The 25,290-nt window shown below is 67.2% G+C and carries 21 protein-coding genes and 1 pseudogene; 11 read left to right on the top strand and 11 right to left on the bottom strand.

Translation table 11 applies throughout. The features are described from left to right. Positions 1-27: 27 nt before the first annotated feature. From ACE3T8_RS11575 to ACE3T8_RS11535, 9 genes are all read right to left on the bottom strand, one after another. Positions 28-3,039, bottom strand: coding sequence for a discoidin domain-containing protein (locus ACE3T8_RS11575; RefSeq protein WP_374609350.1), 3,012 nt, complete (start codon positions 3,037-3,039; stop codon positions 28-30). 158 nt (positions 3,040-3,197) lie between these two features. Further along, entirely contained in the window at positions 3,198-4,019 is an 822-nt protein-coding gene (locus tag ACE3T8_RS11570) for a carbohydrate ABC transporter permease (protein ID WP_374609349.1), read from the bottom strand. A gap of 4 nt (positions 4,020-4,023) precedes the next feature. Next, on the bottom strand, positions 4,024-4,902 hold the full coding sequence (locus ACE3T8_RS11565) for a carbohydrate ABC transporter permease (RefSeq protein ID WP_374609348.1): 879 nt from the start codon (positions 4,900-4,902) through the stop codon (positions 4,024-4,026). After that, the gene (locus ACE3T8_RS11560; RefSeq protein WP_374609347.1) at positions 4,899-6,194 is read right to left on the bottom strand and encodes a sugar ABC transporter substrate-binding protein; all 1,296 of its coding nucleotides are present in this window, start codon (positions 6,192-6,194) and stop codon (positions 4,899-4,901) included. Before ACE3T8_RS11560 ends, ACE3T8_RS11565 begins: the two co-directional genes overlap by 4 nt. Before the next feature lie 3 nt (positions 6,195-6,197). After that, positions 6,198-7,556 carry a glucoamylase family protein gene (locus tag ACE3T8_RS11555; protein WP_374609346.1) on the bottom strand — a complete coding sequence of 453 codons (1,359 nt, stop codon included), beginning with the start codon at positions 7,554-7,556 and terminating at the stop codon, positions 6,198-6,200. 161 nt (positions 7,557-7,717) lie between these two features. Beyond that, positions 7,718-10,726, bottom strand: a complete 3,009-nt coding sequence (locus tag ACE3T8_RS11550; protein ID WP_374609345.1) for a TonB-dependent receptor domain-containing protein — start codon at positions 10,724-10,726, stop codon at positions 7,718-7,720. A gap of 75 nt (positions 10,727-10,801) precedes the next feature. Next, complete coding sequence (locus ACE3T8_RS11545; protein WP_374609344.1) at positions 10,802-11,815, bottom strand: LacI family DNA-binding transcriptional regulator; 1,014 nt, start codon at positions 11,813-11,815, stop codon at positions 10,802-10,804. A 187-nt stretch (positions 11,816-12,002) separates the two neighbouring features. Then, positions 12,003-12,287: a BolA family protein gene (locus tag ACE3T8_RS11540; protein ID WP_374609355.1), complete on the bottom strand. Its 285-nt coding sequence runs from the start codon at positions 12,285-12,287 to the stop codon at positions 12,003-12,005. Between the two features lie 23 nt (positions 12,288-12,310). Next, on the bottom strand, positions 12,311-12,610 hold the full coding sequence (locus ACE3T8_RS11535; protein ID WP_374609343.1) for a YciI family protein: 300 nt from the start codon (positions 12,608-12,610) through the stop codon (positions 12,311-12,313). Positions 12,611-12,905: 295 nt separating this feature from the next. Here ACE3T8_RS11535 and ACE3T8_RS11530 point away from each other — a divergent pair, with 295 nt between their 5' ends. The 8 genes and pseudogenes from ACE3T8_RS11530 to ACE3T8_RS11495 all read left to right on the top strand — a co-directional run bounded on the left by ACE3T8_RS11530 (position 12,906) and on the right by ACE3T8_RS11495 (position 21,121). Beyond that, positions 12,906-13,820 (top strand): ScpA family protein, encoded by a 915-nt coding sequence (locus tag ACE3T8_RS11530; RefSeq protein WP_374609342.1) that lies wholly within the window; start codon positions 12,906-12,908, stop codon positions 13,818-13,820. 125 nt (positions 13,821-13,945) lie between these two features. Continuing rightward, positions 13,946-14,525, top strand: a pseudogene (gene scpB / locus ACE3T8_RS11525) (SMC-Scp complex subunit ScpB); the annotation flags it as partial. A 238-nt stretch (positions 14,526-14,763) separates the two neighbouring features. Beyond that, positions 14,764-16,434: a pseudouridine synthase gene (locus ACE3T8_RS11520; protein ID WP_374609341.1), complete on the top strand. Its 1,671-nt coding sequence runs from the start codon at positions 14,764-14,766 to the stop codon at positions 16,432-16,434. 25 nt (positions 16,435-16,459) lie between these two features. Next, positions 16,460-16,867, top strand: coding sequence for a hypothetical protein (locus ACE3T8_RS11515; RefSeq protein WP_374609340.1), 408 nt, complete (start codon positions 16,460-16,462; stop codon positions 16,865-16,867). A gap of 148 nt (positions 16,868-17,015) precedes the next feature. Next, the gene (locus ACE3T8_RS11510; RefSeq protein ID WP_374609339.1) at positions 17,016-17,939 is read left to right on the top strand and encodes a pirin family protein; all 924 of its coding nucleotides are present in this window, start codon (positions 17,016-17,018) and stop codon (positions 17,937-17,939) included. An 84-nt stretch (positions 17,940-18,023) separates the two neighbouring features. Next, entirely contained in the window at positions 18,024-18,452 is a 429-nt protein-coding gene (locus ACE3T8_RS11505; RefSeq protein ID WP_374609338.1) for an OsmC family protein, read from the top strand. Continuing rightward, positions 18,449-19,009, top strand: a complete 561-nt coding sequence (locus ACE3T8_RS11500; RefSeq protein ID WP_374609337.1) for an NADPH-dependent FMN reductase — start codon at positions 18,449-18,451, stop codon at positions 19,007-19,009. The genes ACE3T8_RS11505 and ACE3T8_RS11500 overlap by 4 nt, the downstream gene beginning before the upstream one ends. 72 nt (positions 19,010-19,081) lie before the next feature. Then, positions 19,082-21,121 (top strand): diguanylate cyclase domain-containing protein, encoded by a 2,040-nt coding sequence (locus ACE3T8_RS11495; protein WP_374609336.1) that lies wholly within the window; start codon positions 19,082-19,084, stop codon positions 21,119-21,121. 3 nt (positions 21,122-21,124) lie between these two features. Here ACE3T8_RS11495 and ACE3T8_RS11490 read toward each other — a convergent pair whose 3' ends face one another. Beyond that, entirely contained in the window at positions 21,125-21,931 is an 807-nt protein-coding gene (locus ACE3T8_RS11490; protein ID WP_374609335.1) for an amidohydrolase, read from the bottom strand. A gap of 66 nt (positions 21,932-21,997) precedes the next feature. Continuing rightward, positions 21,998-23,146 carry a pyridoxal phosphate-dependent aminotransferase gene (locus ACE3T8_RS11485; protein ID WP_374609334.1) on the bottom strand — a complete coding sequence of 383 codons (1,149 nt, stop codon included), beginning with the start codon at positions 23,144-23,146 and terminating at the stop codon, positions 21,998-22,000. A 103-nt stretch (positions 23,147-23,249) separates the two neighbouring features. Between ACE3T8_RS11485 and ccmA the strand changes: the two genes are divergently transcribed. The 3 genes from ccmA (at position 23,250) to azu (ending at position 25,220) form a co-directional block, all read left to right on the top strand. Beyond that, positions 23,250-23,897, top strand: a complete 648-nt coding sequence (ccmA, locus tag ACE3T8_RS11480; RefSeq protein WP_374609333.1) for a heme ABC exporter ATP-binding protein CcmA — start codon at positions 23,250-23,252, stop codon at positions 23,895-23,897. Beyond that, on the top strand, positions 23,894-24,565 hold the full coding sequence (ccmB, locus tag ACE3T8_RS11475; protein ID WP_374609332.1) for a heme exporter protein CcmB: 672 nt from the start codon (positions 23,894-23,896) through the stop codon (positions 24,563-24,565). Before ccmA ends, ccmB begins: the two co-directional genes overlap by 4 nt. An 82-nt stretch (positions 24,566-24,647) precedes the next feature. After that, positions 24,648-25,220, top strand: coding sequence for an azurin (gene azu, locus ACE3T8_RS11470; protein ID WP_374609331.1), 573 nt, complete (start codon positions 24,648-24,650; stop codon positions 25,218-25,220). Positions 25,221-25,290 lie beyond the last annotated feature (70 nt).

The raw sequence follows: 25,290 nt of genomic DNA, 5'->3' as shown, positions 1-25,290 counted from the left end.
CAGAAGTCCGCGACACCCCGTGTCGTATCAGTCGCCGGCGACGATCTCCACCCTCGCCGGCAACCGTGTGATCCGAAGTTCGCCATTGTCGATACCGGCACCGCCCTTGCGCACGCCGCCCCTGGCCCAGGGTTCCGGTAGCGACACCACCAGCCCACCCTTCGGCAACGTGATACCAGCACCTACGTCCAGCCGCAGCACATCGCCCTCGGCCTTGAGCGTGTAAGCCAGCGCGCCCTGCGGCGTGCGCAGCCCCTTCACCGAGACACCGACACCCGACAGCCAGTCGGTGGGCAAACCGGCGCCAATCACCAGCGCATCGTCGGACTCGCGGGTATAGGCGAACATGTCCAGCACCGAGCGCACGTAGTCGGACTCGACCCACGCATGCGGCAGGTCGCCGAGGAAGAACGGTTTGCGCGGCGTTCTCGAGACCACTTCCGCCCACTGGTTCCAGCCCGGCGGCTGGCGGTCCTTGAAGAAGAAATCCAGCGCTTCATGCGCCCGCTCGCGCCAGCCCAGGCGGACGAAGGTGCCGACGGTGCGCAGCTCGTATGGCGTGTAGTCCTTCCACTCGCGCTGGCCGTCGCGGCGCTGGACGAACTCGCGCCAGTAGCGCTCGAAGGTGTTGTGCAACAGGTCCAGCGGCAGCGTGTCTTGCTCGCCGCCGGGGGCCAGTGCGATGGTGGTCGAAGTCGCGTCGAAATCGCCCAGCTCGGCCGCGCCGGGAATGAAGTCGATGCCGTGCTGCTTCGTGGCGATGCCGATCGAGGCGTACAGGTCGGCGCGGAATTCATCGCGTGAGGCAGCGAAGCGCTTCGCGTCGTCCGCCTTTCCAAGCCATGCCGCGATCTCGACCGCGTCCTTGTAGCCGCGCAGCGCCCAGAAATCGTCCCAGTACGAATGCATCGGCTTGGCCGAATAGCCCTCGTGGCTGATCGATGCCGGCATCAAGCCATGGAACGCCGGGTTCTTCGCGCGGTTCGCTTCGGTGCGCTCGCTGAGCCGCAATTCGTCCATGTACTTCACCGCACCGACCACATGCGGCCACATCGCCTCCAGCAAGGCGCGGTCGCGGGTGAAGCGGTACTGCTCGGCAATCGCGTAGACAAGCTCACCGTGGCTGTCGTTCTCCGGCACCGGGTCGCTGCCGCGGTCGTCCACGCAGCACGGCACCTTGCCGCTGGCGAACTGGTACGGCGCGTACCAGCGCAGGAAGTCTTCCGCCACGTCGTCGCGACCCATGCGCAGCAGGCCTTCGTTGATCATCGCGCCATCGCGGATCCACGCCCGCGCATACGAGCGCGTGCCCGGCTGCAGGCGCGGACCCACGCGGCTGATGAGCATGTGGGCAAGCGAGGTGCGCAGGGTGTCGACCACGCGCTGGCCTTGCGCGGGCACCGTGATCCGGACGCGGTCGAGCTTTTCGCGCCACACCCCGGCGACGGACTGCTGGCGTTCCGCCGCGTTCGCTGCGTCGAGGCCACCCGCGCCGGACAATGTCGATGCCCAGGCAAGATCGAACGACTCGCCGGGGGCGAGCCGCACCGTGTAGTCCAACGCCGCGCTGGCCAGCCTGTCCTGGTCCTTCACTGAAATCGAAGGATCCGACGCCGGTACCGACTCTGGCCGCTCCTGCGACGCGAACATACTCGCCTGCCGTCGCGTGGCGTCCCTGGAGAACGCCACGTGGCGACCGTCCAGATCGAATGCGTTCGGCACGACCCGGATCGTCTCGATGGGGCTCACGCCACCCGTCGTGTTGAGGAACTGGCTGGGCGGATTGACCTGCAACGGGCGTGCGCGAAGTCGCAGCGTGTAATCGGCCGACGCGCGTGTCGTGTTGGTCAGCCGATAGCGGGCGACCAGGCGCGCATCGTCCGGCTCGCCTTCGGCGAAGGCCGTGACATCGAGCTTGAAGCGCGGATGCGTCCAATGCACGGACGGAATCGGGAGGTAGCCGTCCTGCAGCGATTGTGTGGTCTGCACATCGGCCCATGTGACCAGCTTGCCATCCACCACCACGAACGGTTCGATGCTGGGCGCGCCCTTGGCCAGTTCGATCGCGCCGTCCTCGCCGATCAGGCCCTGCTCCCGACCGCCGTCGATGCCGACGATGGTCCAGTACGGCTGCTCGCCGGAAAACCCGCGCGGCCAGCTGCCGCGCGGCGCGCGCGATGCGACGGCCTTGAGGAAATCGTTGGTCGTGGCGCTGAACGCGAGCGGCTGCATCTCGATTGCAGCCAGCGCTGGACCGCCCACGACGGCAGGCGTGATCCGGAGATAGCGCGCTTCCGCTTCCGGCAAGGCGATGAAATCCTTGCCGCCGTCGCTGCCGCGCACGTCGCGCACGGTGCGCCACGCCGCTCCATCATCAGACAGCGCGATGGCGTAATCGCCGGCACGCGTGGCATCACTCCAATCCAGGATCGCGCCACCGAATTCACGCACACGACCGAGATCCTGGATCCAGCCCTTCCCGCTGCGCGACAGCGTGCCCGCCAGCGGCGAACCGTCATCGACCGGCAAGCTGCGGAAGGACAGCTCATCGATGCAGGCACTGCCCTTGCCGCCGCCCTTGCCTGCGCTGATGGTCAGCTCGAAACTCTCGGTCGCACGCAACGTGCGGTCGGTCGCCGGCCCCCAGGCGAAGTCGATCTGCCGTTTCCTGCTTCTCGCTGCCGTCCATGTGGAGGGCAACACGGTATTGGGCTGGTTGCGCCACCAGACGTTGTCGCCGCTGGCGTCGGCCAGCTTGATTTCGACGTTGTTGACCGGACCCTCGCCACGCAGGAAATAGCGGAATTCGTAATTGGCTGGATAGCGGATCGGCAACACGCGACGTGCGACCGCATAGCCGGACACGCCGTTGAAGTCGTAGTCCAGGCACAGCGCCTTGCCCGCCTCGCCATCGATCTGGCGCAGCGAAGCGCTGACGCTGTCGGAGGCGGTGGCCTTCCACGCGGAGATGTCGTCGAAGCCATCGAGCAAGCGCGCTTCCTGCGCATGCGCGACGGGTGCAAGTACGAACAGCAGCATGATCGAACACTTCCGGAGCATGTTCAGGCTCATCTTCGCTTCGTGTCGTTGATCGTTGCCATCCATGGCGGTGAATCCCGGCTTCGGGTCGCCCTGCCCGGCCATCCGTGGCCGGGCGTTCGCAGCCCCGCGCGCCAGTGGGGCGCAAGCGGGACTGCTCACCCTTTCACACTCCCGACCAGAAGCCCCTGCATGTAGTAGCGCTGCAGCGACAGGAACAGCAACAGCACCGGCAGCACGGTGACCACCGAGCCGGCCATCATCAATTCGTTGTCCTGCACGTGTTCCCGCGACAGGCTGGCCAACGCGACCGGCAAGGTCTGCAGGCTCTGGTCGCTGAGCACGATCAGCGGCCACATGAAGTCGTTCCATGCGCCGAGGAAGCTGAAGATCGCCAGGGTGACCAGGATCGGCTTCAGCACCGGCAGCACCACCTGCCAATAGATCCGCCACTCGCCGGCGCCGTCGATGCGCGCGGCGTCGAGCAGTTCGTCGGGGATGCTGCGTGCGTACTGGCGCACCAGAAAGATGCCGAACACGCCCGCCAGACCCGGCACCATCGCGCCGGCATACGTGTTGACCAGGCCCATCTGCTTGAGCAGCAGGAACAGCGGCATCATCGCCACCTGCCCCGGGATCACCATCACCGCCAGCAGGCTACGGAACACTTTCTCGCGGCCGGCGAATTGCAGCTTGGCGAAGGCGTAGCCGGCCATGGTGTTGAGCAGCACCGACACCAGCGTCACCGCGATCGACACCATCAGGCTGTTGGCGAAATAGCGGCCCATGCCCGCGCGCACGAACAGTTCGCGATAGTTGTGCAGGGTCGGATCGGCGGGCAGCAACGGCGGCGGGAAATGGCTGGCCTCGCCCGGCTGCATGAACGAGACCGACAGCATCCACACCAGCGGGAACAGGCTGAGCACGGCCAGCGCCAGCAGCAGGCCGTTGACGATGGCGGCGGCGAGCCTGCGGTTCATGCGCTCACTCCACCCCGCGCCTGCGCGCCAGCCACAGCAGGCCGCTGGTGATGCTGGTCATGATCACGAACAGCAGGAAGGCGACCGCCGATGCATTGCCGAGGTTCCACCACTTGAAGCCCTCTTCGTACATCAGGTAAAGCACGCTGACCGTGCTCTGCAGCGGCCCGCCCTGGGTCATCACGTAGGGCTCGGCGAACATCTGGAAATAGCCGGCCATGGTCAGGATGCCGACAAGCAGCAGCACCGGGCCGAGCATGGGCAGGGTGACGTGGCGGAACTGCCGCCAGCCGGACGCGCCGTCGATGCGCGCCGCTTCGTAGAGGTCTTCCGGGATCGCCTGCAGGCCGGCCAGGAAGATGATCATGTTGTAGCCGAAGTTCTTCCACACCGCGAACAGGATGATGGTCGGCATCGCCCACGCGGGATCGCCCAGCCAGTCCACCGGCGCGATGCCCAGCGAGGACAGGCCCCAATTGACCATGCCGTACTGGGTGTGGAACAGGTAGCGCCAGATCACCGCCACCGCGACCACCGTGGTCACCACCGGTGCGAACAGCGCGGTGCGGAAGAACGGCCGCAGCCGCGACAGTTTCGAATGCAGCAGCAGCGCCGCGCCGAGCGACGCGGCGATGGACAGCGGCACACCGACCAGCACGAAGTAGAACGTGTTGCCGAGCGCCTTCCAGAACAGCGGGTTCTGCAGCAGCGTGATGTAATTGCCCAAGCCGACGAAGCGCAGGCTGCCGATGTCGGCTAGCGCGTAGATGTCGAAGTCGGTGAGGCTGAGCGCCAGCGCCGCCAGCACCGGCACGCCGAAGAACAGCGCTATCACCAGCAGCGCCGGTCCGGCGAACAGCCAACCCGCAAGCCGCGTGCTCATCGCGCAGGCTCCGCGGTCTTGTGGTCCAGCATCCAGCGCCGCTTGGCGAGGATCGCATCGGCGCGGCGGTCGAGTTCCGCGGCGGCCTCGTCCACGGTGACGCGATGGTTGGCCAGCTGTTCGCCGACGATGCGCATCTCCTGGGCGATGCGTTCCCACTCCGGCACTTTCGGCGCCGGCACCGCGCGCTCCAGCTGGTCGCGGTATGCGGCCGCATACGGATCATTCGCCAATGTCGCCGAGGTTGCCCACGGCGAGCGCCGTGGCGGCAGGTCGCCGGTCAGTTCGTGCAGGCGCAGTTGCTGTTCTGGTTCGGACAGGAAGGCGATCAGTTTCCACGCCGCGTCCTTGCGATTGGATTGCCTGAACACCACGAAGCTGGTGCCACCGGCGATCGAGGCACCAGGTCCATTGGGACCCGGAAGCGGCATCGTGGTCCATGCATCCTTCAGCGCATCCGGCATGCGCTTCTTGAACTCGGCGATGTTCCACGGTCCGCTGATGTAGAACGAAAACGTGCCCTTGCCGAATTCGTCCCAGACATTGGAAATGCGGGTGTTGTCGATGCGCGGCGCATAGCCCAGGTCGAACAGTTCAAGATAGAACGCCAGCGTGCGCTTGAAGCCGGCGCTTCGGAAATTCCCGTAGCGGCCGTCATCGCGCAGCAGCGGATCGGGCTGCTGCACGGCCAGGTTCAACAGCGGCTCGTATTCGTTCAGGGGCAACAGGATCGCGGACTGGTCCGGCCCGGCCTGGCGCTCGATCGCCGCCATCGCCGCCTTCCACTGCGTCCAGTCCTGCGGCAATGACTGCAAGCCTGCCCTCGCCAGCAAGTCCTTGCGGTAGTAAGGCACGCGGGTTTCCACGTACCACGGCACCGCATACGCGCGTCCATCAATGACGCCACTGTCCCAGGCGCCTGCGAAGAAATCCTCGCGGGCGAAACCGGGTGTCGCAGCGATGCGCGCATCCAGCGGTTCCAGCGCGTCGAGCGTGGCGAACTCCGCGATCCAGCTGTTGCCCAGCGGCACCACGTCCGGCAAGGCATCGCCGGCGAAAGCGGTCAGCAGTTTTTCGTGCGCCGCGGTCCACGGCAGTTGCTGCAGCTCGACCTTGATACCCGGATTGCGCCGCTCGAATTCCGGCAGCATGTTGGCGACGACTTCGCCTTCGTAACCCATCGCCCAGAAGCGGACGACCTGGCGCGAATCGGCCGGCTCACGCTTGCAGGCAGCCAGCAGCGCGACGAGCGCCAGCCCCGCCACGCCGCATGCGAGCCAGCGCGCGCGCATGCCTCAGCCGCCCTTGCCCGCCGCGTCCTTCGGCACCGTCGCTTGCTTCGGCAACGCATCCAGCCAGCCCCCGCTGAAACCGGCGCGCTGCAGGCCACGCTGGATATGCGGATTGCGCCGCATCACCTCCCAGATGAAGCCGCTGCGGTGGTTCTCGATCATCAGCACGATCGGCCCCTGGTCGATGCCCAGGTAGTCGCCATCGACCCAGCCGCTGCCCTCTGTGACGCGGCCATGCTGCAGGTCCGCTTCGGCGAAGGTGAAGCTGGGATTGAACGCATCCAGGAAACCGTACTCGCTGTAGATGTCCTTGCCGTAGCGTTCGTGCATGGCCTCGATGGCCGGGATCACGATCTCCGGCGCGAACGCGATCGAACCCGCCGCCGCCGTCGGCACGATGGTGCCGTCGTCCACCACGTGTTCGATGCCGGCACCGCGCGCGGTGTAGGTGCGGAACAGGCGGGTGGTGCCGTCGTACTCGAAGCTGGCGTCCACCGGGCCGTCGCTGGCGGTGAGCCCCCACACGTTCTTGCCGTAGCCCTTCCAGCCCGCGGGGTTTTCGATGGCATAGGCCTGCTGCGAGTACACCGCGCGCCGGCTGTTCTCGAAATAGTCGATGCCCCTGCCTTTCATGTAAGCGTCCTGGATACCGCGGAAGTCGATCCACACATGCGAATACTGGTGGCCGAACAGCGGCGGGAAGCTCAGGTGCTCCTGCCCGTGGAACTTGCCCCAGGTGCGGTCGTAGCTTGCGGTCCAGGCCTCGTACGCATCCTGGCCCACCGGGTGCGTGGGCGAACCCAATGCCAGCACGTACACCAGCAGCGCTTCGTTGTAGCCCTGCCAGTCGTACTTGAGCATGCCCTCTTCCGGGCTCCAGCCCATCGAGATCAGCGGCTTGCGTTCCTGCGCCCAGGTCCAGTCGACGCGGCGGTAGATCTTGTCGGCCAGGCGGCGGATTTCCGCCTCCTTGCGATCCTCGCCGTCGTAGTAGGTCTGCGCGAACAGCACGCCGCCCAGCAGCAGCGCGGTATCCACCGTGGACAGCTCGTTCTCGCCGGCGCGCAGGCCGTTGTCCATTTCCAGGAAATGGTAGAAAAAGCCCCTGTAGCCGGACGCGCCCCGCGCATGGGTGCCCTGCGGCGCGCGCGCGAAGAAACGCAGCGTGGCCAGGGTGCGGTCCACCGCCTGCTCGCGGCTGATCCAGCCGCGCTCCACGCCCACGCCGTACGCGGTCAGGCCGAAGCCCACCGCCGCGATGCTGGACGCCGACGGCGTGGGCCAGCGATCCGGCACCAAGCCGTTGACCGGGTTGCCGGTTTCCCAGAACCAGTCGAAGGTGCGCCGCTGCAGGTCATCCACCAGTGGCGGCAGTTCGCGGACCGGCGCGGGTTTCGACGCGGTGGCTGCGGATGCCGTTGGAGGGGGCTGACGCCCGCAGCCAGCCGCGACGAAAACGATTCCGATTGCTGCACCGAGCAGCGCGACACGGGCCAGTGCCCGTGTCGTCTTTGTCGCCGCTATTACCATTCAAGCCTCACCGACAACTTGAAGGTGCGGGTCGGGCCATCGATGTTGTTGCCGTTGACCACGCCAACGTTGGGATTCACCGGACCGCCGGCCGGGCCCCAGCCGGTGTCGAACTGGTTCCAGTTACGCCAGTTGAAGACGTTCAACACGTCCGCGCGCAGCTTGAAGGCGAAATCGCCGGGCAGTTGGAAGCGCTTCTCCGCTGCCAGGTCGAACTGCTTGTAGCCGATGTCGTAAACCGGCATGACCGGATCGTAGAACGAGTTGAGTGCGCCGCAATTGGCCGCACCGGTGATCGGCGTGCAGGTGCCGTTGGCCGGCGACAAGGTGTTGTTCACCGCGAAAATCGGCGTGGGCGCCTGCAGCACCAGCTTGCTGCTGAAGGTCAGATCCCAGCCCGGCGAATAGATGCCGGTCAGCACCAGGCGGTGCTTGGGCACACCGGTGGAGGTATAGAACTGGTCGCGAACCGATGCATAGTCGAACAGGTAGGTTTCGCCCTCTGAAGCGTTCGGCCGGTTTTCCTCGCCATCGGTATAGGTATAGGCGATACCCACGCCCCAGGGCGAGCTGTCGGTATACGGCTTGTCGATGGAGAGCAACAGCGAGTTCTGGTTGAAGGCGAAGCCGTTGTCGCCCAGGATCAGGTTGCCGTAACCGGGCACGGCGATGAACGGCGAGCCACCCCAGGTCTGCCCTTGCGCCTCGTACTGGTGGAAGCTGCCGTCCGGGCGGCGGCTACCCAGATGCATGTAGAAATTGTCGCGGCTGCGGATGTGTTGCAGCGTGACCGATGTATTCCAGTCCTGCCCCCACAGTTCGACCCGGTTGCGCATGCCCAGGCTGTACTGATCCGAATACGGCGTCTTGAAATCGTTGTTGAGCAGCTGGATCTCGCCACCGGCAACAGGATTGGCCGCCGCATACGCTGCAAGTCCTTCCGGCGTTGCCAACGCGGGATTGAACGCGATGCAGGCGGTGCCCGTGCACGGATGCAATGGCGTGCGGAAGTTGATGGTGTAGGTGGTGAACGCACCGCCATAGAACTCGCGCGCCATGTAATCGAAGATCGTGCGGTCGTAGGCACGGCCGGCACCGCCGAAGATCACATGGCGCTGGTCGCCGGTCAGGTCGTAGGAAAAGCCCAGGCGCGGCGCGAAATTGTTCTTGTCGTTGCTGCGGTTGCTGCCGTTGCCGATGTAGTCCTCGATGTCGTAGTCCGTGTTCTGGATGTTGGTCCAGTTGCGCAACGCGGCGGCGATCGTCGGATCCAATACCCGGTCGGTATAGCTGGGATTGTCCTCGACGTCCCAACGGATGCCCATGTTCACCATGAGCTTGTCGGTGACTTCCCAGTCGTCCTGGATGTAGATGCCGACCTGGGTGTTGCCGGTGCTGACGAAGGGATCGCGCCCGCTGCGCGGCGAGGTGTATTCGACGCGGAACGGCAAGGTCATGCTTTCATTGATGTCGTACCAGTAGCGCGGGAACGGCGGGAACTGCTGGAACGCCTTCAGGTCGATTTTCTTGTACTTGAAGCCAGCCTTGATCGTGTGCCCATCAATGCCGAACCAGGTGAAGTCGTCCTGGATCGCCCAACCCTTCTGCGACTTGTCCTGGAAGCTGGGGCCGCTGCCGGTGTTGAGAACGGTCAGCAAGTTCGGGTTGGACGCGGAGCCAGGATTGGTCGGGTTGATGACCACGTAACGGGCGCTCGTCCCGTTTTCGACCGGGCTGGGGTTGTAGCCGGCCGATTCGTAGGTGATGTGCGCGTCGTTCATCCAATCCTGCGCGGAATACACCGAACGCAGGTCGAGACGCGTTTCCTTGTTCGGAATGTCGGTGGCATAGCTGCGCGCACCAGTGCCGCCGATGCCGCTGAGGTTGAGCTCTTCCCTGCGGCGTGCGCTGAATTCGATCAGGTGGTCATCGCTCGCCTGGAAACTCAACTTGCCGAAATACAGGTCGGACTTGAACGGGCGGCTGGTCGCCCCGAACTCGCTGCGGATCGATTCCGGCAGGTTGGCCAGGTTGACCTGGGCCGGCGGCTCGATCGACACCGGACGGATGATGTCCTTGCCCTCATAGGACAGGAAATAGTGCAGGCGATCCTTGATGATCGCGCCGCCCACCCAGGCGCCGAACTGCTCGTATTTTTCCTCGGTCTTGCTGCCGGCGACTTCCTCGTCCGGCGTCGGCTTGCGCCAGGCTTCGGTATAGCGGTCCCAGAACACCGCGCCCTTGAAATCGTTGCTGCCCGAGCGGGTCACCGCGGTGATCGCAGCGCTGCTGATCTGGTCGTACTCCGCCTTGTAGTTGGAGGTGATGACCTTGAATTCACCGATCGCCGATTGCGGGAACGGATTGCCCGGGCTGTCGTCCTGGCCGGTGATGCCACCCGGCGTCACGTAGTTCTTCTGGCCCACGCCATCGATGAACACATTGATGTTGTTGGCGCCCTGCGCACCGCTGCGGATGCGCGATTCGCTGCCGTTGTCGGTGAACAGCATGCCCGGCACGGTATCGGCGAAGGCGAGGAAGTTGCGCGAGTTCTGCGGCAGCATCTCGATCTGCTTGGCCGTGACATACGTCGCCACTTCGGAGGTCTTGGTCTCCGGCACGAACTCGGCGGAGGCAACCACGCGATCGAGCGTCGTCACCCCGTCGGCGGGGATGGCGGGGGCCGCCTGTCCCAGATTCACCGTGGCCACCTGGCCTACCGCCAACGTGATGTCGCGCGTACCACCGGAGCCGCCCTCGACCCGATAGGTGCCCGGCGGCAGGCCGGGGATCGTGTAGCTACCGGTGGCGCCGCCCTGCGCGGTACGGCGCAGACCGGTTTCCACGTTGGTCACGGTGATCGTGCTGCCGGCGGCCACCTGGCCGCGCAAAGTCGCCGAAGTCGATTGCGCGAAGGCAGTCGGTGCCGCCATCAGCAGGCAGGCCGCGAGCGCGCAGCTCAGCATATTGAGGTTGTAGCGCTTGGAGTGGCTCTTCTTCATGTGGCATCCCCTCCCGGGACACGATCGATTGCGAAGTGGTGGTCTTGCTTGTTGCGGAGACAGGGAATCGGCCGCTCAGGAGCTGTCTGGCGATGCGCGCGCGCCACATGTCGACGCGCGCACCACCAGTTGCGGCTGGCGCAAGTTGTCCTCGGCTTGCCCGTCGACGGCAGGCGCCAGCAAGCGGCGCATCGCATCGGCACCAAGTGCGGCGATGTCCATGCGCATCGTGGTCAGGCCCGGCGGCACGTAACGCGCCAATGGGATGTCATCGAAGCCGGCCACCGCGATGTCGTTCGGTACCGCCACGCCGGCCGCGTTGAAGGCAGACAGGCAGCCCAGGGCCATCATGTCGTTGGCGGCGAACACCGCATCCGGCAGGGATGCTCCGGCCAACAGCGTCTGTGCAGCTTGCTCGCCAGACGCCTCGCGGAAATCGCCTTGCAACACCTCCGGGGTCGCGCCTGGCAGCAACTCGGCCAGCGCATCGCGATAGCCGCGCATGCGCTCGGCCGCTTCATGGTTGCCCGACGGGCCGGAAATGAAGGCGATTCGTCGATGCCCTAGCGAGACGAGATGCGTCACCATCGCGCGTGCGCCGGCATGGTTGTCGATCCCGATCTGCCGCTGCCCCGGCTTGCCGAGCTGCGAGCTGATCAACACGGCATCCGGCAATACCTCGAGTGCGGCTGCGAGATGGCCGTCACCATCGTCATACGGCGACATCACCAGCAGGCCATCGACCCGCCCGCGCATGCTGCGCAGGGCGTCGCCCTGTTCGCGCGGGTCGCCGTGGTAGCTGGAAACCAGCAGGTGGAGCGCATGCTCGCGGGCGACTTGGTCGATCCCGTAGATCAGTTCGGAGAAGAATTCGCCGTACACCTCGGGCAGCACCACCCCGATCGTGCGGGTGCGCCGGCTGCTCAGGCTGCGGGCGGCATGGTGCGGCATGTAACGCAGCCGGTCGGCCACTTCCTGCACGCGCTGGCGGACCGCCTCGGCGACGTTGCCCTGGCCGTTCAAGGCGCGCGAAACAGTGGCCACGGACACCTGGGCCTCGCGCGCCACATCCTTGATGGTGACCGTCATCCGCCGCCTCGCCCTGCTGGGACCAGGCGGACTGTAAACGTTTCCAGTCGAGTTGCAAGTAAACGATTACATGCCGACTACATCACGTTCCAATGACTTTTTAACTTGCTGTTTTTCCTGGAATTTGCAGGCCGGGCCAGGCTGCGCCACGCTGCAATGCAGCACGCCAGTCGGGACTGGATTCGACCTAGCCGGCTTCGCCCGGGGTGCGTGCCCGGATCGACAGCGCATGGATGTCGGTCTGCATCATGTCCCCAAGCGCGGCGTAGACCAGCCGGTGCCGGGCCAGCGGCAACTTGCCGGCGAATGCACTGCTGACGATGTCGACGCCGAAGTGCCCCTGCCCGCCGCGCGCACCGGCATGCCCGGCGTGCTTGTGGCTGTCGTCGGCGACGTCGAGCGATTGCGGGGCCAATGCTTCGGTGAGCAAGGCGCGGATGCGCTCGACCCGCTGCGGGTTGAGCCGTGGCAGGTCGGCCTCGGTCCAGCCGGTGCTCACGGCAGGACCTTGCGGAACGGGCGCACCTCGACCCGCGCGTAGACGCCGGCGGCCACGTAGGGGTCGGCGTCGGCCCAGGCGCGGGCGGCCTCGAGCGAAGCGAATTCGGCGATGACGATGCTGCCGCTGAACCCGGCCGGGCCCGGGTCCTCGGCATCGATCGCCGGGCACGGCCCGGCCAGCAGCAGGCGACCTTCGTCGCGCAATGCGTTAAGGCGGGCCAGGTGCTCAGGGCGCGCGGCGAGCCGCTTCGGCAGGACATCCGCTCCATCGAACCCTTCGATCGCGTACCACATCGGTGTGCCACTCCATGAACCGGTGCGGGCATTGTAGGCGGCGCGAGTGGACACGGCCGGCTGCAGCGCTTACCCTGCGGCTTCGTTCCAGGCCCGACCTTGCGGCCCCGCGCGACACCCGGCCCCATCAGGCCGCACCGCGCCCGCCAATCCGGCCTCTCCGCCACCCGTCCCGCCGCCGCCCCATCCGGGCGCCAGCGCACGCAGGCATGGCGGGATGCAGCTCCACGCAGCACTGCCCGGCCGCTTGCGGCCTCATGCGACGAAGGTGTGGCCCGGAGGGGGCCGCCGACCGATGACATCCCAACCGAGTTCCGGCGCCAGCGCCGACTTGCATGCCAGCCCGAATGCCCATCCGCAGCAGCAGGAAATGCCGCTGGCGGTGGTGCTCGGCCAACCGGTCCTGCAGATCCCGCAGGACCTGTACATCCCGCCGGACGCGCTGGAAGTCATCCTGGACGCCTTCGAGGGCCCGCTCGACCTGCTGCTGTACCTGATCCGCCGGCAGAACCTGGACATCCTCGACATCCCGGTGGCGTCGATCACCCGCCAGTACGTCGACTACATCCAGGGCATGCACGAACTGCGCTTCGAGCTGGCCGCCGAATACCTGGTGATGGCCGCGATCCTGGCCGAGATCAAATCGCGCCTGCTGCTGCCGCGTCCGCCAAGCGAGGAAGGCATCGAGGAAGACCCGCGCGCCGACCTGGTCCGCCGGCTGCAGGAGTACGAACGCTACAAGAAGGCCGCCGAAGACCTGGACACCCTGCCCCGGCAGGAACGCGACACCGCCCCGGTCAGCGCCTTCGTGCCGGACCGCGCGGAGATCCGCCTGCCGCCGCCGGTGGACATCCGCGAGATGCTGCTGGCCCTGCACGACGTGTTCAAGCGGGCGGAGCTGTACACCCAGCACGCGATCAAGCGCGATGCGCTCAGCGTCCGCCAGCGCATGGGCGAACTGCTGGAGCGGCTCGCCGACGGCCAGTTCCACCGCTTCGAATCGCTGTTCACCGTCGAGGAAGGCAAGCTCGGCGTGGTGGTGACCTTCCTCGGCCTGCTCACCCTGGCCAAGGAACAGTTGCTCGACATCGTCCAGGAAGGACCGGCGGCACCGATCTACGTGAAGTCGCTGGCTTCCGATGAGGGCGCTCCCGCCGTCACGGACCTGTCGAGCGAGTTCGACGACGAGCCGGCAGCGAACGACGGATGAATCGCAACGATCGCTGTCATCCCTGCGCAGGCAGGGATCCAGTGGCTTTCCTGTTCTGGCACTAACACAACCAATGACGCTGGATTCCTGCCTACGCAGGAATGACGGCAAAGACTCAAGAGCCAATGGATCAAACCCTCGTTACCCGCATCGTCGAAGCCGCCCTGCTCGCGGCCAGCCAGCCATTGACCGTGGTCCAGCTCAATGCCCTGTTCCCGCTGGACGAGCCGGCACCGGAAGGCAGCATCGAAGCCGGCCTGCAGTCGCTGCAGGATGCCTGCGCCGAGCGCGGCGTGGAGTTGATCGAGGTCGCGTCCGGCTGGCGCTTCCAGGTCAAGGCCGATGTCCACCCGTGGGTGGCCAGGCTGTGGACCGAGCGCCAGACCAAGTACACCCGCGCCACCCTGGAAACGCTGGCGCTGATCGCGTATCGCCAGCCGATCACTCGCGGCGAGATCGAGCAGGTCCGCGGCGTGGCGGTCAACAGCAGCATCATCAAGGCGCTGGAAGAACGCGAGTGGATCCGCGTGGTCGGCCACCGCGACGTTCCCGGCAAGCCCGAACTGCTGGCGACCACCCGCGCCTTCCTCGACTACTTCGGCCTGAAGCGCCTGGACGAACTGCCGCCGCTGTCCGAACTGCGCGACATCGGCGAACTCGAACCGCAATTGCCGTTGGCGGCGGCGATCCCGGCCGGCGCGGCTTCGGAAATGGTGTCAGGGACGATTTCACCTGATGACATTGATGTTGCTGGCGAAGACCAACCAGAAATCGTCCCCGGCACCCTGTCTGCCGACGGCAACGACCCGGACGAGGACACCACCTCGCCCGCCATTCCCGACACCGATACCGAAACCGATACCGCCGAATCCATCGGCGACATCGAAACCGACACTGACCACCCCGGAGACGACGCGAATCCCGCATCGTCGGAGCAGAACGCATGAGCAAGAAAGACGAATCCACCCGCCGCCCGCTGAGCCTGAAGGCGAAGGCCGCGCCGGAAGCCGCCGAGGCGCCGCGCATCGAGGAGCGCCTGCACAAGGTGCTGGCGCAGGCCGGCCTGGGCTCGCGCCGCGCGCTGGAGCAGCGCATCGCCGACGGCCTGGTCAAGGTCAACGGCGAAGTCGCGCGCACCGGCATGAGCATCACCGGCGGCGACAAGATCGAGCTGGACGGCAAGACCTTCGTCGCCAGCGCGCTGGTCGATGCCCCGCGGGTGCTGCTCTACAACAAGCCGGAAAGCGAGGTCACCACCCGCGAAGACCCGGAAGGCCGCCCGACCATCTTCGAGGCGCTGCCCACGCTGAAGGGCGCGCGCTGGATCGCGATCGGCCGCCTCGACATCAACACCACCGGCCTGCTGCTGCTCACCACCGACGGCGAGCTGGCCAACGCGATGATGCATCCGAGCTTCGAAGTCGAGCGCGAATACGTCTGCCGCGTGCGCGCGCCTGAAGGCGAGGACGTGGTCAACGAGAAGATCGTCGACCGCCTGGCCCGCGGCGTGGCGCTGGACGACGGCCCGGCCAAGTTCGACGAGATCGAGCGCATCGGCGGTACCGATTCGCACGATTGGTTCCGGGTGCTGCTGAAGGAAGGCCGCAACCGCGAAGTGCGCCGCCTGTGGGAATCGCAGGGCTGCCAGGTCTCGCGCCTGAAGCGCATCCGCTACGGCCAGGTGCGCCTGCCGCAGCCGCTGCTGCGCGGCCACTCGCAGGAACTGCCGCAGGCCGAGGTCGATGCGCTGCGCAAGTCGGTCGGCCTGGAGGACGGCACGCCGTCCGCATTGACCCTGATGCCGGTGCTCGGCCAGCGCAAGGCCAGCAAGACCGTGGTGACCGGCAATGCCCGCAGCCACGGTTACGTGGGCGGCCACAGCACCGCCGACGAAGGCCGCGAACTGCGCCGCTTCGACAACGTCCGCGAGGATCGCGGCCGCGGCCGTGGTGGTCCACGCAAGCCGGGCGGCCTGACCGTGAGTGGCGAAGCCGCCGCCAAGCAGGCCAACAAGACCTTCAAGCCGAAGGGTCCGCGCCCGCAGGGCCAGCGCCTGCGCCCGGGCGAGCAGCGCGGCGAGAACCCGACCGAGATGCGCACCTGGTACGTGCCGGACGGCGTGGACACCGGCCCCAGCGGGCACCGCAACCCGGATGCCGGCAATCGCGGCCCGAAGAAGTACGGCAGCAAGCCTCGCCCGCAGGGCGGCGGCTTCAACCCGGACGCACCGCGCGGCCCGCGCCCGCAAGGCGACAACCGGGGACCGCGCCGCGAGGGCAGCTTCAACGCCGACAACCGCGGCCCGCGTCGCGAAGGCAGCTTCAACGCCGGTGCCGGCGAAGGCCGTCCGGCGCGCGCGCCGCGTCCCTACGGGCATCCCGGCAATGCGCCGAGCTTCCCGTCCGACCACGCCAACCCGGGCAGCTTCAATCCCTACGCGGACCGCCCGCGCGGCGCTCGGCCCGGCGGCAACAAGCCCGCGGGTGCGCGCCCGAACAACGCCGGCCCACGTGGCCCGCGTCCGGGTGGTCCGGGCGGGAACAAGCCCGGCGGCAACCGTGGCGGCCCGCGCGGTGGCGGTGGCGGTGGCGGCAGCCCGTACGGCAACCGCTGATCGATTCCCTCACCGAGGCTTCCGCATGCGCCGCATCGCCATCGCCCTGTTGTCGCTCGCCTGCCTGTCGCCTGCACAGGCGCAGGTCGCGATGCCGGCGGAGATCAAGCCACTCGAGTACATCGATGCCAAGCGCCTGGCCGATGCCGACGAAAAGAGCGTCACCGGCGCTGCCCACGACGCGATGCTGGCCGCGCAGCGCAAGCTGTTGGACGAAGGCGTGGTGGAATGCTCGCTGGGCAAGCCGCAGAAGGACTTCAGCGGCTTCACCGTCGTCATGGCGCTGGACGCGAGCGGTCGCGTGCTGCGTACCTGGCGCGAGGGCGGCTCGCCGCTGGCGATCTGCCTGCAACGCTACGTGCGCGACAAGGTCGTGTTCGTGCCACCGCGCGCGCCGTTCCACACGTCTCTGGCGATCAGCTTCACCAAGTGACCGGCCGGCATCGATGCCACGAAGGGCGCCCACTGGGTGCCCTTTCCATTTGCGCGGTCATCCCAGGCAGGGAAACACGATTGATTGCAAATATGGAACGATTCGGTATCGATTGACCGACTAGATCCATCCATGCGCACAATCCAAGATGCCGGCCACGGAAACCGGCATCCTGCCGATCCGCGAAGGGAGCAGCATCATGGGCACCAAGAAGATCCTCCACGTCACCAGCGCCCCCGGCCGGCATTGGGTCGGCAACGGCTTCCAGGTGCATGGCATGTTCGGCTACAGCGGGCCGGGCGTGGCCGAGCGCAGCCCGTTCCTGATGCTGGATTACGCGGCGCCCTACGAATTCCAGCCCACCCGCGAGCGTCGCGGCGTCGGCCAGCATCCGCATCGCGGCTTCGAGACCGTCACCATCGTCTACGACGGCGAGGTCGAGCACCGCGATTCCACCGGCAACGGCGGGATCATCGGCAAGGGCGACGTGCAATGGATGACCGCCGCGGGCGGCATCCTCCACGAGGAGTTCCACTCTCCCGGCTATGCCGAGCGCGGCGGGCCGTTCGAGATGGTCCAACTGTGGGTCAACTTGCCGAAGAAGGACAAGATGGCGGCGGCCGGTTACCAGGGCATCACCGATGCGCAGATCCCGGCGGTCGCCCTGCCCGCCGGTGCCGGCACGCTGCGGGTGATCGCCGGCGACTACGACGGCCATCGCGGCCCGGCCAGCACGTTCAGCCCGATCAACGTCTGGGATGTGCGACTGGGCGCAGGCAAGACCATCGCCCTGCCGCAGCCGGAAGGCTGGACCACGCTGGTGGTGGTGCTGGCCGGCACGGTGCAGCTCAACGGCGAAACGGTCCTGCGTCCCGCGCAGATGGCGACGCTGTCCACGACCGGCACCGGCGTGACCATCGAAGCCAGCGGCGATGCCAAGGTGCTGCTGCTTGCCGGCGAGCCGATCGACGAGCCTGTGGTCGGCTACGGACCGTTCGTGATGAACAGCGAGCAGGAGATCCACCAGGCGATCGCCGACTTCAATGGCGGCAAGTTCGGCAACATGCACTGAGCAGCAAGCGTCCGTGATTCCGGTGCACACCGGGATCACGGCCATGCGCTTCAATGGGCATCCACTGACCAGGAGTTGCAATCCATGGCCGTTTCCACCGTCCGCGCCAGCATCGGCGCCACGCCCTACACCGTCGAACTGAGCGACAACCACGGCCATCACTGGCTGGGCGACGAGCCCGAGGACATGGGCGGCGCCAATGCCGGCCCGGCGCCGGAGCAGCAGTTGCTGGCGTCGCTGGGTACGTGCACGGCGGTCACCCTGATGATGTACGCGCAACGCAAGCAGTGGCTGCTGACCCAGGTGCACGTCGAGCTGGCCTTCAATCCGCAGGGCAAGCCCGCGTCAGGCACCGATATCCATCGCAGCATCCAGTTGGTCGGGCAACTCGATGACGAACAGCGCGCGCGGCTCATGCAGATCGCCGACGCCTGCCCGATCCACAAGGTGCTGACCGGCGAGATCCGCATCGCCACCGTTTCCGCCCACGACGACACCGGAGCCTCCGCATGACCCGCATCCTCGGCATCTCCGGCAGCCTTCGCGCCGGTTCGTTCAACACCGCGCTGTTGCGTGCTGCGCGTGAGGTCGCGGGTGGCGATATCGAAGTCGATACCGCCACCCTGCACGGCATCCCCCTGTACGACGGCGACGCCGAAGCCAGCGACGGCGAGCCCGCCGCGGTCACCGCGCTCAAGCAACGAATCATCGCCAGCGACGGCGTGCTGCTGGTCACGCCGGAATACAACAACGGCATCCCCGGCGTGTTCAAGAACGGCATCGACTGGCTGTCGCGCGGGACGCCGGATATCCCCGCAGTGTTCGGCGACCGCCCATTCGCGCTGATCGGCGCCTCGCCGGGCGGCTTCGGCACGATCCTGTCGCAGAACCACTGGTTGCCGGTGTTGAAGACCCTCGGCGTGCGCCTGTGGGCCGGGCAGAAGCTGCTGGTCTCGCGGGCAGGCAGCGTGTTCGATGCAGAGGGCAAGCTGGTCGATGCCAAGGTCCGCGAACAACTGGCCGGCTTCGTGCAGGGGTTCGCGGCATTCGCCAGCACTCGGCGGGACTGAAGCGCAGCCAACCGCTACGCCGTCCGCCCCGACTCTGGCAGACTGCCACGCAGGATCGGGGGGAACCCGGACATGGGCAGGCGCGGGAGCTGGCAGGCAGGCGGATCGTTGCGGCGCAGCGTCGCGTTGTCCGTGTCGTTGTGGCTGGGCCTGCTGGTCGCGTTCGCGGCCGTTGCCGCCAATCCCAGCGAGCCGGCGGCCATCGCCGCCTTGCGCGCAGACCAGACCCGCACCGCCGCCCAGCTGCAGGCACAGGCAGCACGCCTGCGCGCGGACTCGAAGGATCCGGCATTCCGCGCCTGGGCCACGCTGGCCGAGGCCGAATTCGCCAACGAGCAGGAACACGCCGACGAGGCCATGCAGGGGCTCGACCAGTCCCTCGCGCAGGCCGATGCCCTGCGCTTGCCCGACCTGCGTTTCGAGGCGCTGATCCGGCTCTCCACGATCCTGGTCAACCGCGGCCGCTCGAAGGACACGGAAGCGGTGCTGCTGAAAATGCAGGCGATGGTCGAGTCCGGCGGCAACGACCGCTGGCGCGCGCAGTGGCTGCACGAACGCGGCGTGCTGGAGCGCAAGCTGGGCCGCTTCGAGGAAGCGCGCAGCCTGTTCCTGCAGGCGCGGAGCCTGTTCGCGAAGCTCGGCGATCCGGTAATGGAAGCGCGCGAGATGAATTCCATCGGCAACCTGGACGGCCGCACCGGGCGGTTCTCCGATGCCGTGGCGATGCACAGCGATGCGCTGACCATCGCCCGCAGGGCCGGCGACAAGGCAGAGACCGCGCGCAGCCTGCGCATGCTCGGCGTGCTCTACCTCAACCTGGACGACGAGGAACTCGCCAGCCGCTACCTGCTGGAGGCGCTCGAGCATGTCGAGGAGCGCAACCGCCGGGAGGCGATCGCCCTGCATGGCGAATTGATCGGCACCTTCACCCGGCTCGAGAAACTGGCTGAAGCCGAATACCACGGTGGGCAGGCAGTGCGCCTGGCGGAGGCGTCCGGCAGCCATCCCAACCGCGTCAATGCCTTTACCCGCATGGCCGAACTGCGCCTGCTGCAGGGTCGCGTGGACGAGGCCGAGCAATGGGTCGCGCGGGCGAACGCATCCCGCGAGCACGTGGCGGTCCGCGACCGCAGCCTGATCGGCATCAGCCGGATGCGCGTGCTCGCTGCGCGCGACCGCACCACCGAGGCGTTGAAGGAAGCGGATGCGGTGCTGGCCGACGTGCGCGACCTCGGCGACCGGATCCTCGAGCGTTCGGTGCTGGACCTGATGTCTGAACTGCAACTGCGCGCCGGCGATGCCGCGAGCGCGTTCGCCACCCGCAAGGCACACCAGAAACTCGACAAGGAACTGGCGATCGATGTCGCCGCACGCCGGATCGCACTACTGGAGTCCAGCCTGGAACGCGAGCGTGCGAAGACCGAGCGCGAACTCCTGCAGCGCGACAACGACATCCAGGCGTTGCGGCTGAACCGGCAGCGGCTGATCGCCATCGCCCTGTTCGTCGGCCTGGCCACGGTACTCGTGGTGTCCGCCCTGCTCTACGCGCGCTACCGCAGCACGCTGCGCCACCGCAACGAGTTGCGTGCCAGCCGCGACGCGCTGGAGCGCGTGGCCAATACCGACGCATTGACCGGCCTGGCCAACCGCCACGCCGCCGCACGTGCGCTGGGCGAACGCCTGGGCCGCATTCCCGAACCGCTGACGGTGATGCTGCTCGACCTCGACGAGTTCAAGCGCATCAACGACAGCCACGGCCACCAGGCCGGCGATGCGGTGCTGCGCGAAGCCGCGGCACGCATGCGCGAAGCGTTGCCCGATGGCGCCCTGCTTGGCCGCTGGGGCGGCGAGGAATTCATCGCGATCCTGGACGGCGTGCCGGGCCGCGAACCGGCGTCGGTCGCCGAAGCCATGCGCGCTGCGCTCGCTGCAGCGCCGGTCACGTTCGAGGGCACGGCAATCCCGGTCACGGTCAGCATCGGCGTGGCCACCGCCTTCGCCGCCGACGGCATCGACACCCTGCTGGCCGAGGCCGATGCCGCGCTCTATCGCGCCAAGGGCGCTGGCCGCAATCGCGTGGTGTACGGGCGCGCGCCGGTCGCGCTGGCCTGAGCCTCAGCCCTCGTCGAGCAGGCGGAACGCATCGCCATCGAACATCGCCGGGAAACGCTGGCGATGCGCGGCCAGTTCGGCCGCCTGAAGCGTGGTGGTCGTCACTACTTCCTCGTCGGTCGCCTCGCTCACGGGATGGCCGAGGAAATCGATCACCGCACTGTCGCCGCTGTAGTGCAGGCCATTGCCGTCGGTGCCGACGCGATTCACGCCGACCACGTAGCAGAGGTTCTCGATCGCGCGCGCGCGCAGCAGGGTCTTCCACGGATAGGCGCGCGCCGATGGCCAGTTGGCCACGTACAGCGCCAGGTCGTAGTCCGGCGCGTCCACGCGCTCGACGTTGAATCGGTTGCGTGCGAATACCGGGAAGCGCAAGTCATAGCAGACCTGAAGCAGGATGTTCCAGCCCTTCCATGACACGACCACGCGCTCCTGGCCGGCGGCATAGCGCTCGTGTTCCTTCGCGAAGGAAAACAGGTGGCGTTTGTCGTAGTGCGTGAGCCCGCCGTCGGGGGTGGCGAACAGCATGCGGTTGAAGACGCCTTGGCCGGTGCGCAACTGCACGCTGCCGGTCACCGCCGCACCGAGCTTCGCTGCCTGTTCGCGGATCCATTCGACGGTCGGCCCGTCCATGGTCTCGGCATTGCCGATGGCTTCGTTGGAGAAGCCGCTGGTGAAGGTTTCCGGCAGCACCACCAGGTCGGTGGTGCCATGCAACGGCGCGATCAGTTCGCCGTAGTAGGCGCGATTGCCGGCGGGATCATGCCAGCGGGTCTCACCCTGGACGATGGAGACGCGGAGGTTTTGCATGTCGTTCTCCCGTAGGAGCGCCCTTCAGGGCGCGACCCGTGTTGTGTCGCGCCCTCAAGGGCGCTCCTACAAATTTTGCAGCCGTTCGATCGCGGCATCCAGCGTGGCGTCGTTCTTGGCGAAGCACAGGCGCGCGAGGCGCTGGCCGGCCGGCGCGCTTTCGTAGAACGGCGACAGCGGGATTGCGGCCACGCCCTTCTCGATGGTCAGCCAGCGGCAGAACGCGGCATCATCGAGGTCGCTGACCGCCGAATAATCGACCAGCTGGAAGTAACCGCCCGGAACCGCCAGCGGTTTCAGCTTCGTCGTCAGCAACTGCGTGCGGAAACGGTCGCGCTTGGCCTGGTAGAACGCGCCGAGCTCTTCGTAGTGCTCCGGCTCCTCCACCAGCATCTCGGCGAAGGCATGCTGGGCCGGGGCGAAGGTGCAGAACACGTTGTACTGGTGGACCTTGCGGAACTCCGCGCTCAACGCCGGCGGCGCGATGCAGTAGCCGATCTTCCAGCCGGTGCAGTGGTAGGTCTTGCCGAAGCTGGAGATCACGAACGCGCGTTCGCGCAGTTCCGGGTGGCGCAGCGCGGATTCGTGGCGCGCGCCGTCGAACACGATGTGCTCGTAGACCTCGTCGCTGAGCAGGACGATGTGGCTGCCGCGCAGGATCTCGATCAGCGCCCGGATGTCGTCGGCGCCGAACATCGCGCCGGACGGGTTGTGCGGGCTGTTGACCATCAGCATGCGGGTCTTCGGCGTGATCGCCGCGCGCACTGCATTCCAATCCGGGGCAAACGTCAGTGGATCCAGCGCGACATGCACCGCCTTGGCGCCGGCCAGGTCGATCGCCGGTTCGTAGCAGTCGTAACAGGGGTCGAGGACGATGACTTCATCGCCGGCGCGCACGACCGCATGGATCGCATCGAAGATCGCCTCGGTGGCGCCACTGGTGACCGTGACTTCGCTGTCGGCATCAGGCCGCCAGCCATAGCAGCGCTCGGTCTTGCCGGCGATCGCCTGCCGCAGCGCGGGCACGCCGGTCATCATTGCGTACTGGTTGTGGCCGGCCTGCATCGCCCGGCCCAGCGCATCGACCAGGCGTTGCGGCACCGGGAAATCCGGGAAGCCCTGGCCCAGGTTGACTGCGCCGTGCTCCATCGCCAGCTGCGACATCACGGTGAAGATGGTGGTGCCGACCTTCGGCAGTTTGGTCTCTGGCTGCATCGCGATAGGGAGATGGCGTGGGAGCCCGAGTTTACGGAATCCCGCCGGCCGCACGCGTGACCGATCCCATGCCGATGGTGCATGCCGCTAAAATCGGTGGCCCATGCCCGAGTCCAACGTCTCCGCCAACCCCCTGCTCGCCGTGCGCGGTCTGGCGTTCTCCCGCAACGAGACGCCGGTATTCGGGCCGCTGGATTTCGCGGTGGACGCCAACGAAGCGCTGCTGGTGCAAGGCGGCAACGGCGCCGGCAAGACCACGCTGCTGCGGGTGCTGGCCGGCCTGCTGCCGGCCGATGCCGGGCACATGCAGATCGACGGACGGCCCGCGCGGCATGACCTGCGCGCGCGCTTCGTCGCCTACCTGGGTCATCTCCCGGGGCTGAAAGCGGACTTGTCGGCGCTGCAGAACCTGAACTTCCTGTGTGGCCTGCACGGCCGTCGCACGGCGCAGAGTGCCGAAGCGGCGATGGCCATCGTCGGCCTCGGTGACTACGAAGACGCGCCGTTGCGCACGCTCTCCGCCGGCCAGAAGAAGCGGCTCGGACTGGCCCGCCTGTGGCTGTCGCCGGCACCGCTCTGGCTGCTCGACGAGCCCTACGCCAACCTCGACCTGGACGGCATCACCCTGGTCAACCGGATGGTGCAGGCGCATCTGCGCGGCGGCGGCGCGGCGCTGATCACCACCCACGGCGCGTATGCCGCACCCCCGGTGCGCACGCGGATGCTGGAACTCGGCGGTGCCGCGCCATGATGCGGCAGGCCGCCAATGCGCTGGTGCGTCGCGACCTGCGATTGCTGTGGGCGCGTCGCGGCGATGCCTTCCAGCCGGCGCTGTTCGCATTGCTGGCGGTCGTGCTGTTTGCGCTGGCACTGGGCGGCGATGCCGAATCGCTGGCCCCGGTCGCCTCCGCAGTGCTGTGGCTGGCGGTGCTGCTGGCCGGCCTGCTGGCGCTGGACAGCTTGTTCCGTGGTGATGCCGAGGATGGCTCGCTCGAGCAATGGATGCTGGCACCGGTACCGCTGTGGTGGCTGGTGCTGGTGCGCACGCTGATGCACTGGGCGACCACCGCCTTGCCGGTGATCGTGGCGGTGCCGCTGCTCGGCGAACTGCTGCACCTGCCACGCGCGCAATTGCCGGTGCTGATGGCCAGCCTGCTGCTGGGCACGCCGATCCTGAGCCTGCTCGGCGCGGTAGTCGCCGCGCTGACCGTGGGCATGCGCCGCGCCGGCGTGCTGGTCGCGTTGCTGGCCTTGCCGTTGTACGTGCCGGTGCTGGTGTTCGGCGCCGGTGCGGTGGCGGCATCGGCGCAAGGGCTCGATGCCGTCGGCGCACTGCTCCTGCTCGGTGCGGGATTGGTGCTGGCGCTGGTGCTGGCACCGCTGACCGCGGCCGCGGCCCTGCGCATCGCCCACAATTGATCGGGATCAAGGCATGCGGGGCTCCGCGGCGGGACGATGACTGGCATTCCGGCGCACCTGCCGGGCCAACGGAGTCCCCACGATGAAATCCCGCCACGTCCTTGTCGCCAGCGCACTGGCCCTTGCCCTCTCCGCTTGCGGCCAGTCGCCGGCACCCTCTGCCGAACCTCCGGTTGCAGCGCCCGCGACCGAGACGGCCGCCACGCCGGCACCCGTTGAAACCGCACCGGTCGAAGCCGCGCCCGTCGCTACCGGCAGCAAACCGGCCACCGTCGGCGACTGCGCCACCACGATCACCAGCAACGATGCCATGCAGTACGACGCGGATTCGATTGCGGTCCCCGCCACCTGCACGCAATTCACCATCACCCTCAAGCACGCCGGCACGATGGCGGTGAACGTGATGGGCCACAACCTGGTGATCGCGAAGGAAAGCGACATGGCCGGCATTGCCGCCGACGGCATGGCGGTCGCGCCGGAGCACGTGAAGCCCGACGACGCCCGCGTCATCGCCCACACCAGGATGATCGGCGGCGGCGAGTCCGCCTCGGTCACCTTCGACGTGGCCAGGATCAAGGACACCAGCCCGCTCAAGTTCTTCTGCAGCTTCCCCGGCCACCTGTCGCTGATGCAGGGCAGCCTGGCGGTGCAGTGAGTCCATCGCACGGCGGCACGGGTGGGTGGTACCAGGCCACCCGCGCCGCCGTGCGGAGGCCGGCCCCGGC

It is taken from the genome of Thermomonas sp. (assembly GCF_041919455.1).
Taxonomy (GTDB): domain Bacteria; phylum Pseudomonadota; class Gammaproteobacteria; order Xanthomonadales; family Xanthomonadaceae; genus Thermomonas.
The sequence above is the reverse complement of the archived record's forward strand: the minus strand, read 5'-3'. Positions and strand labels throughout refer to the sequence as shown.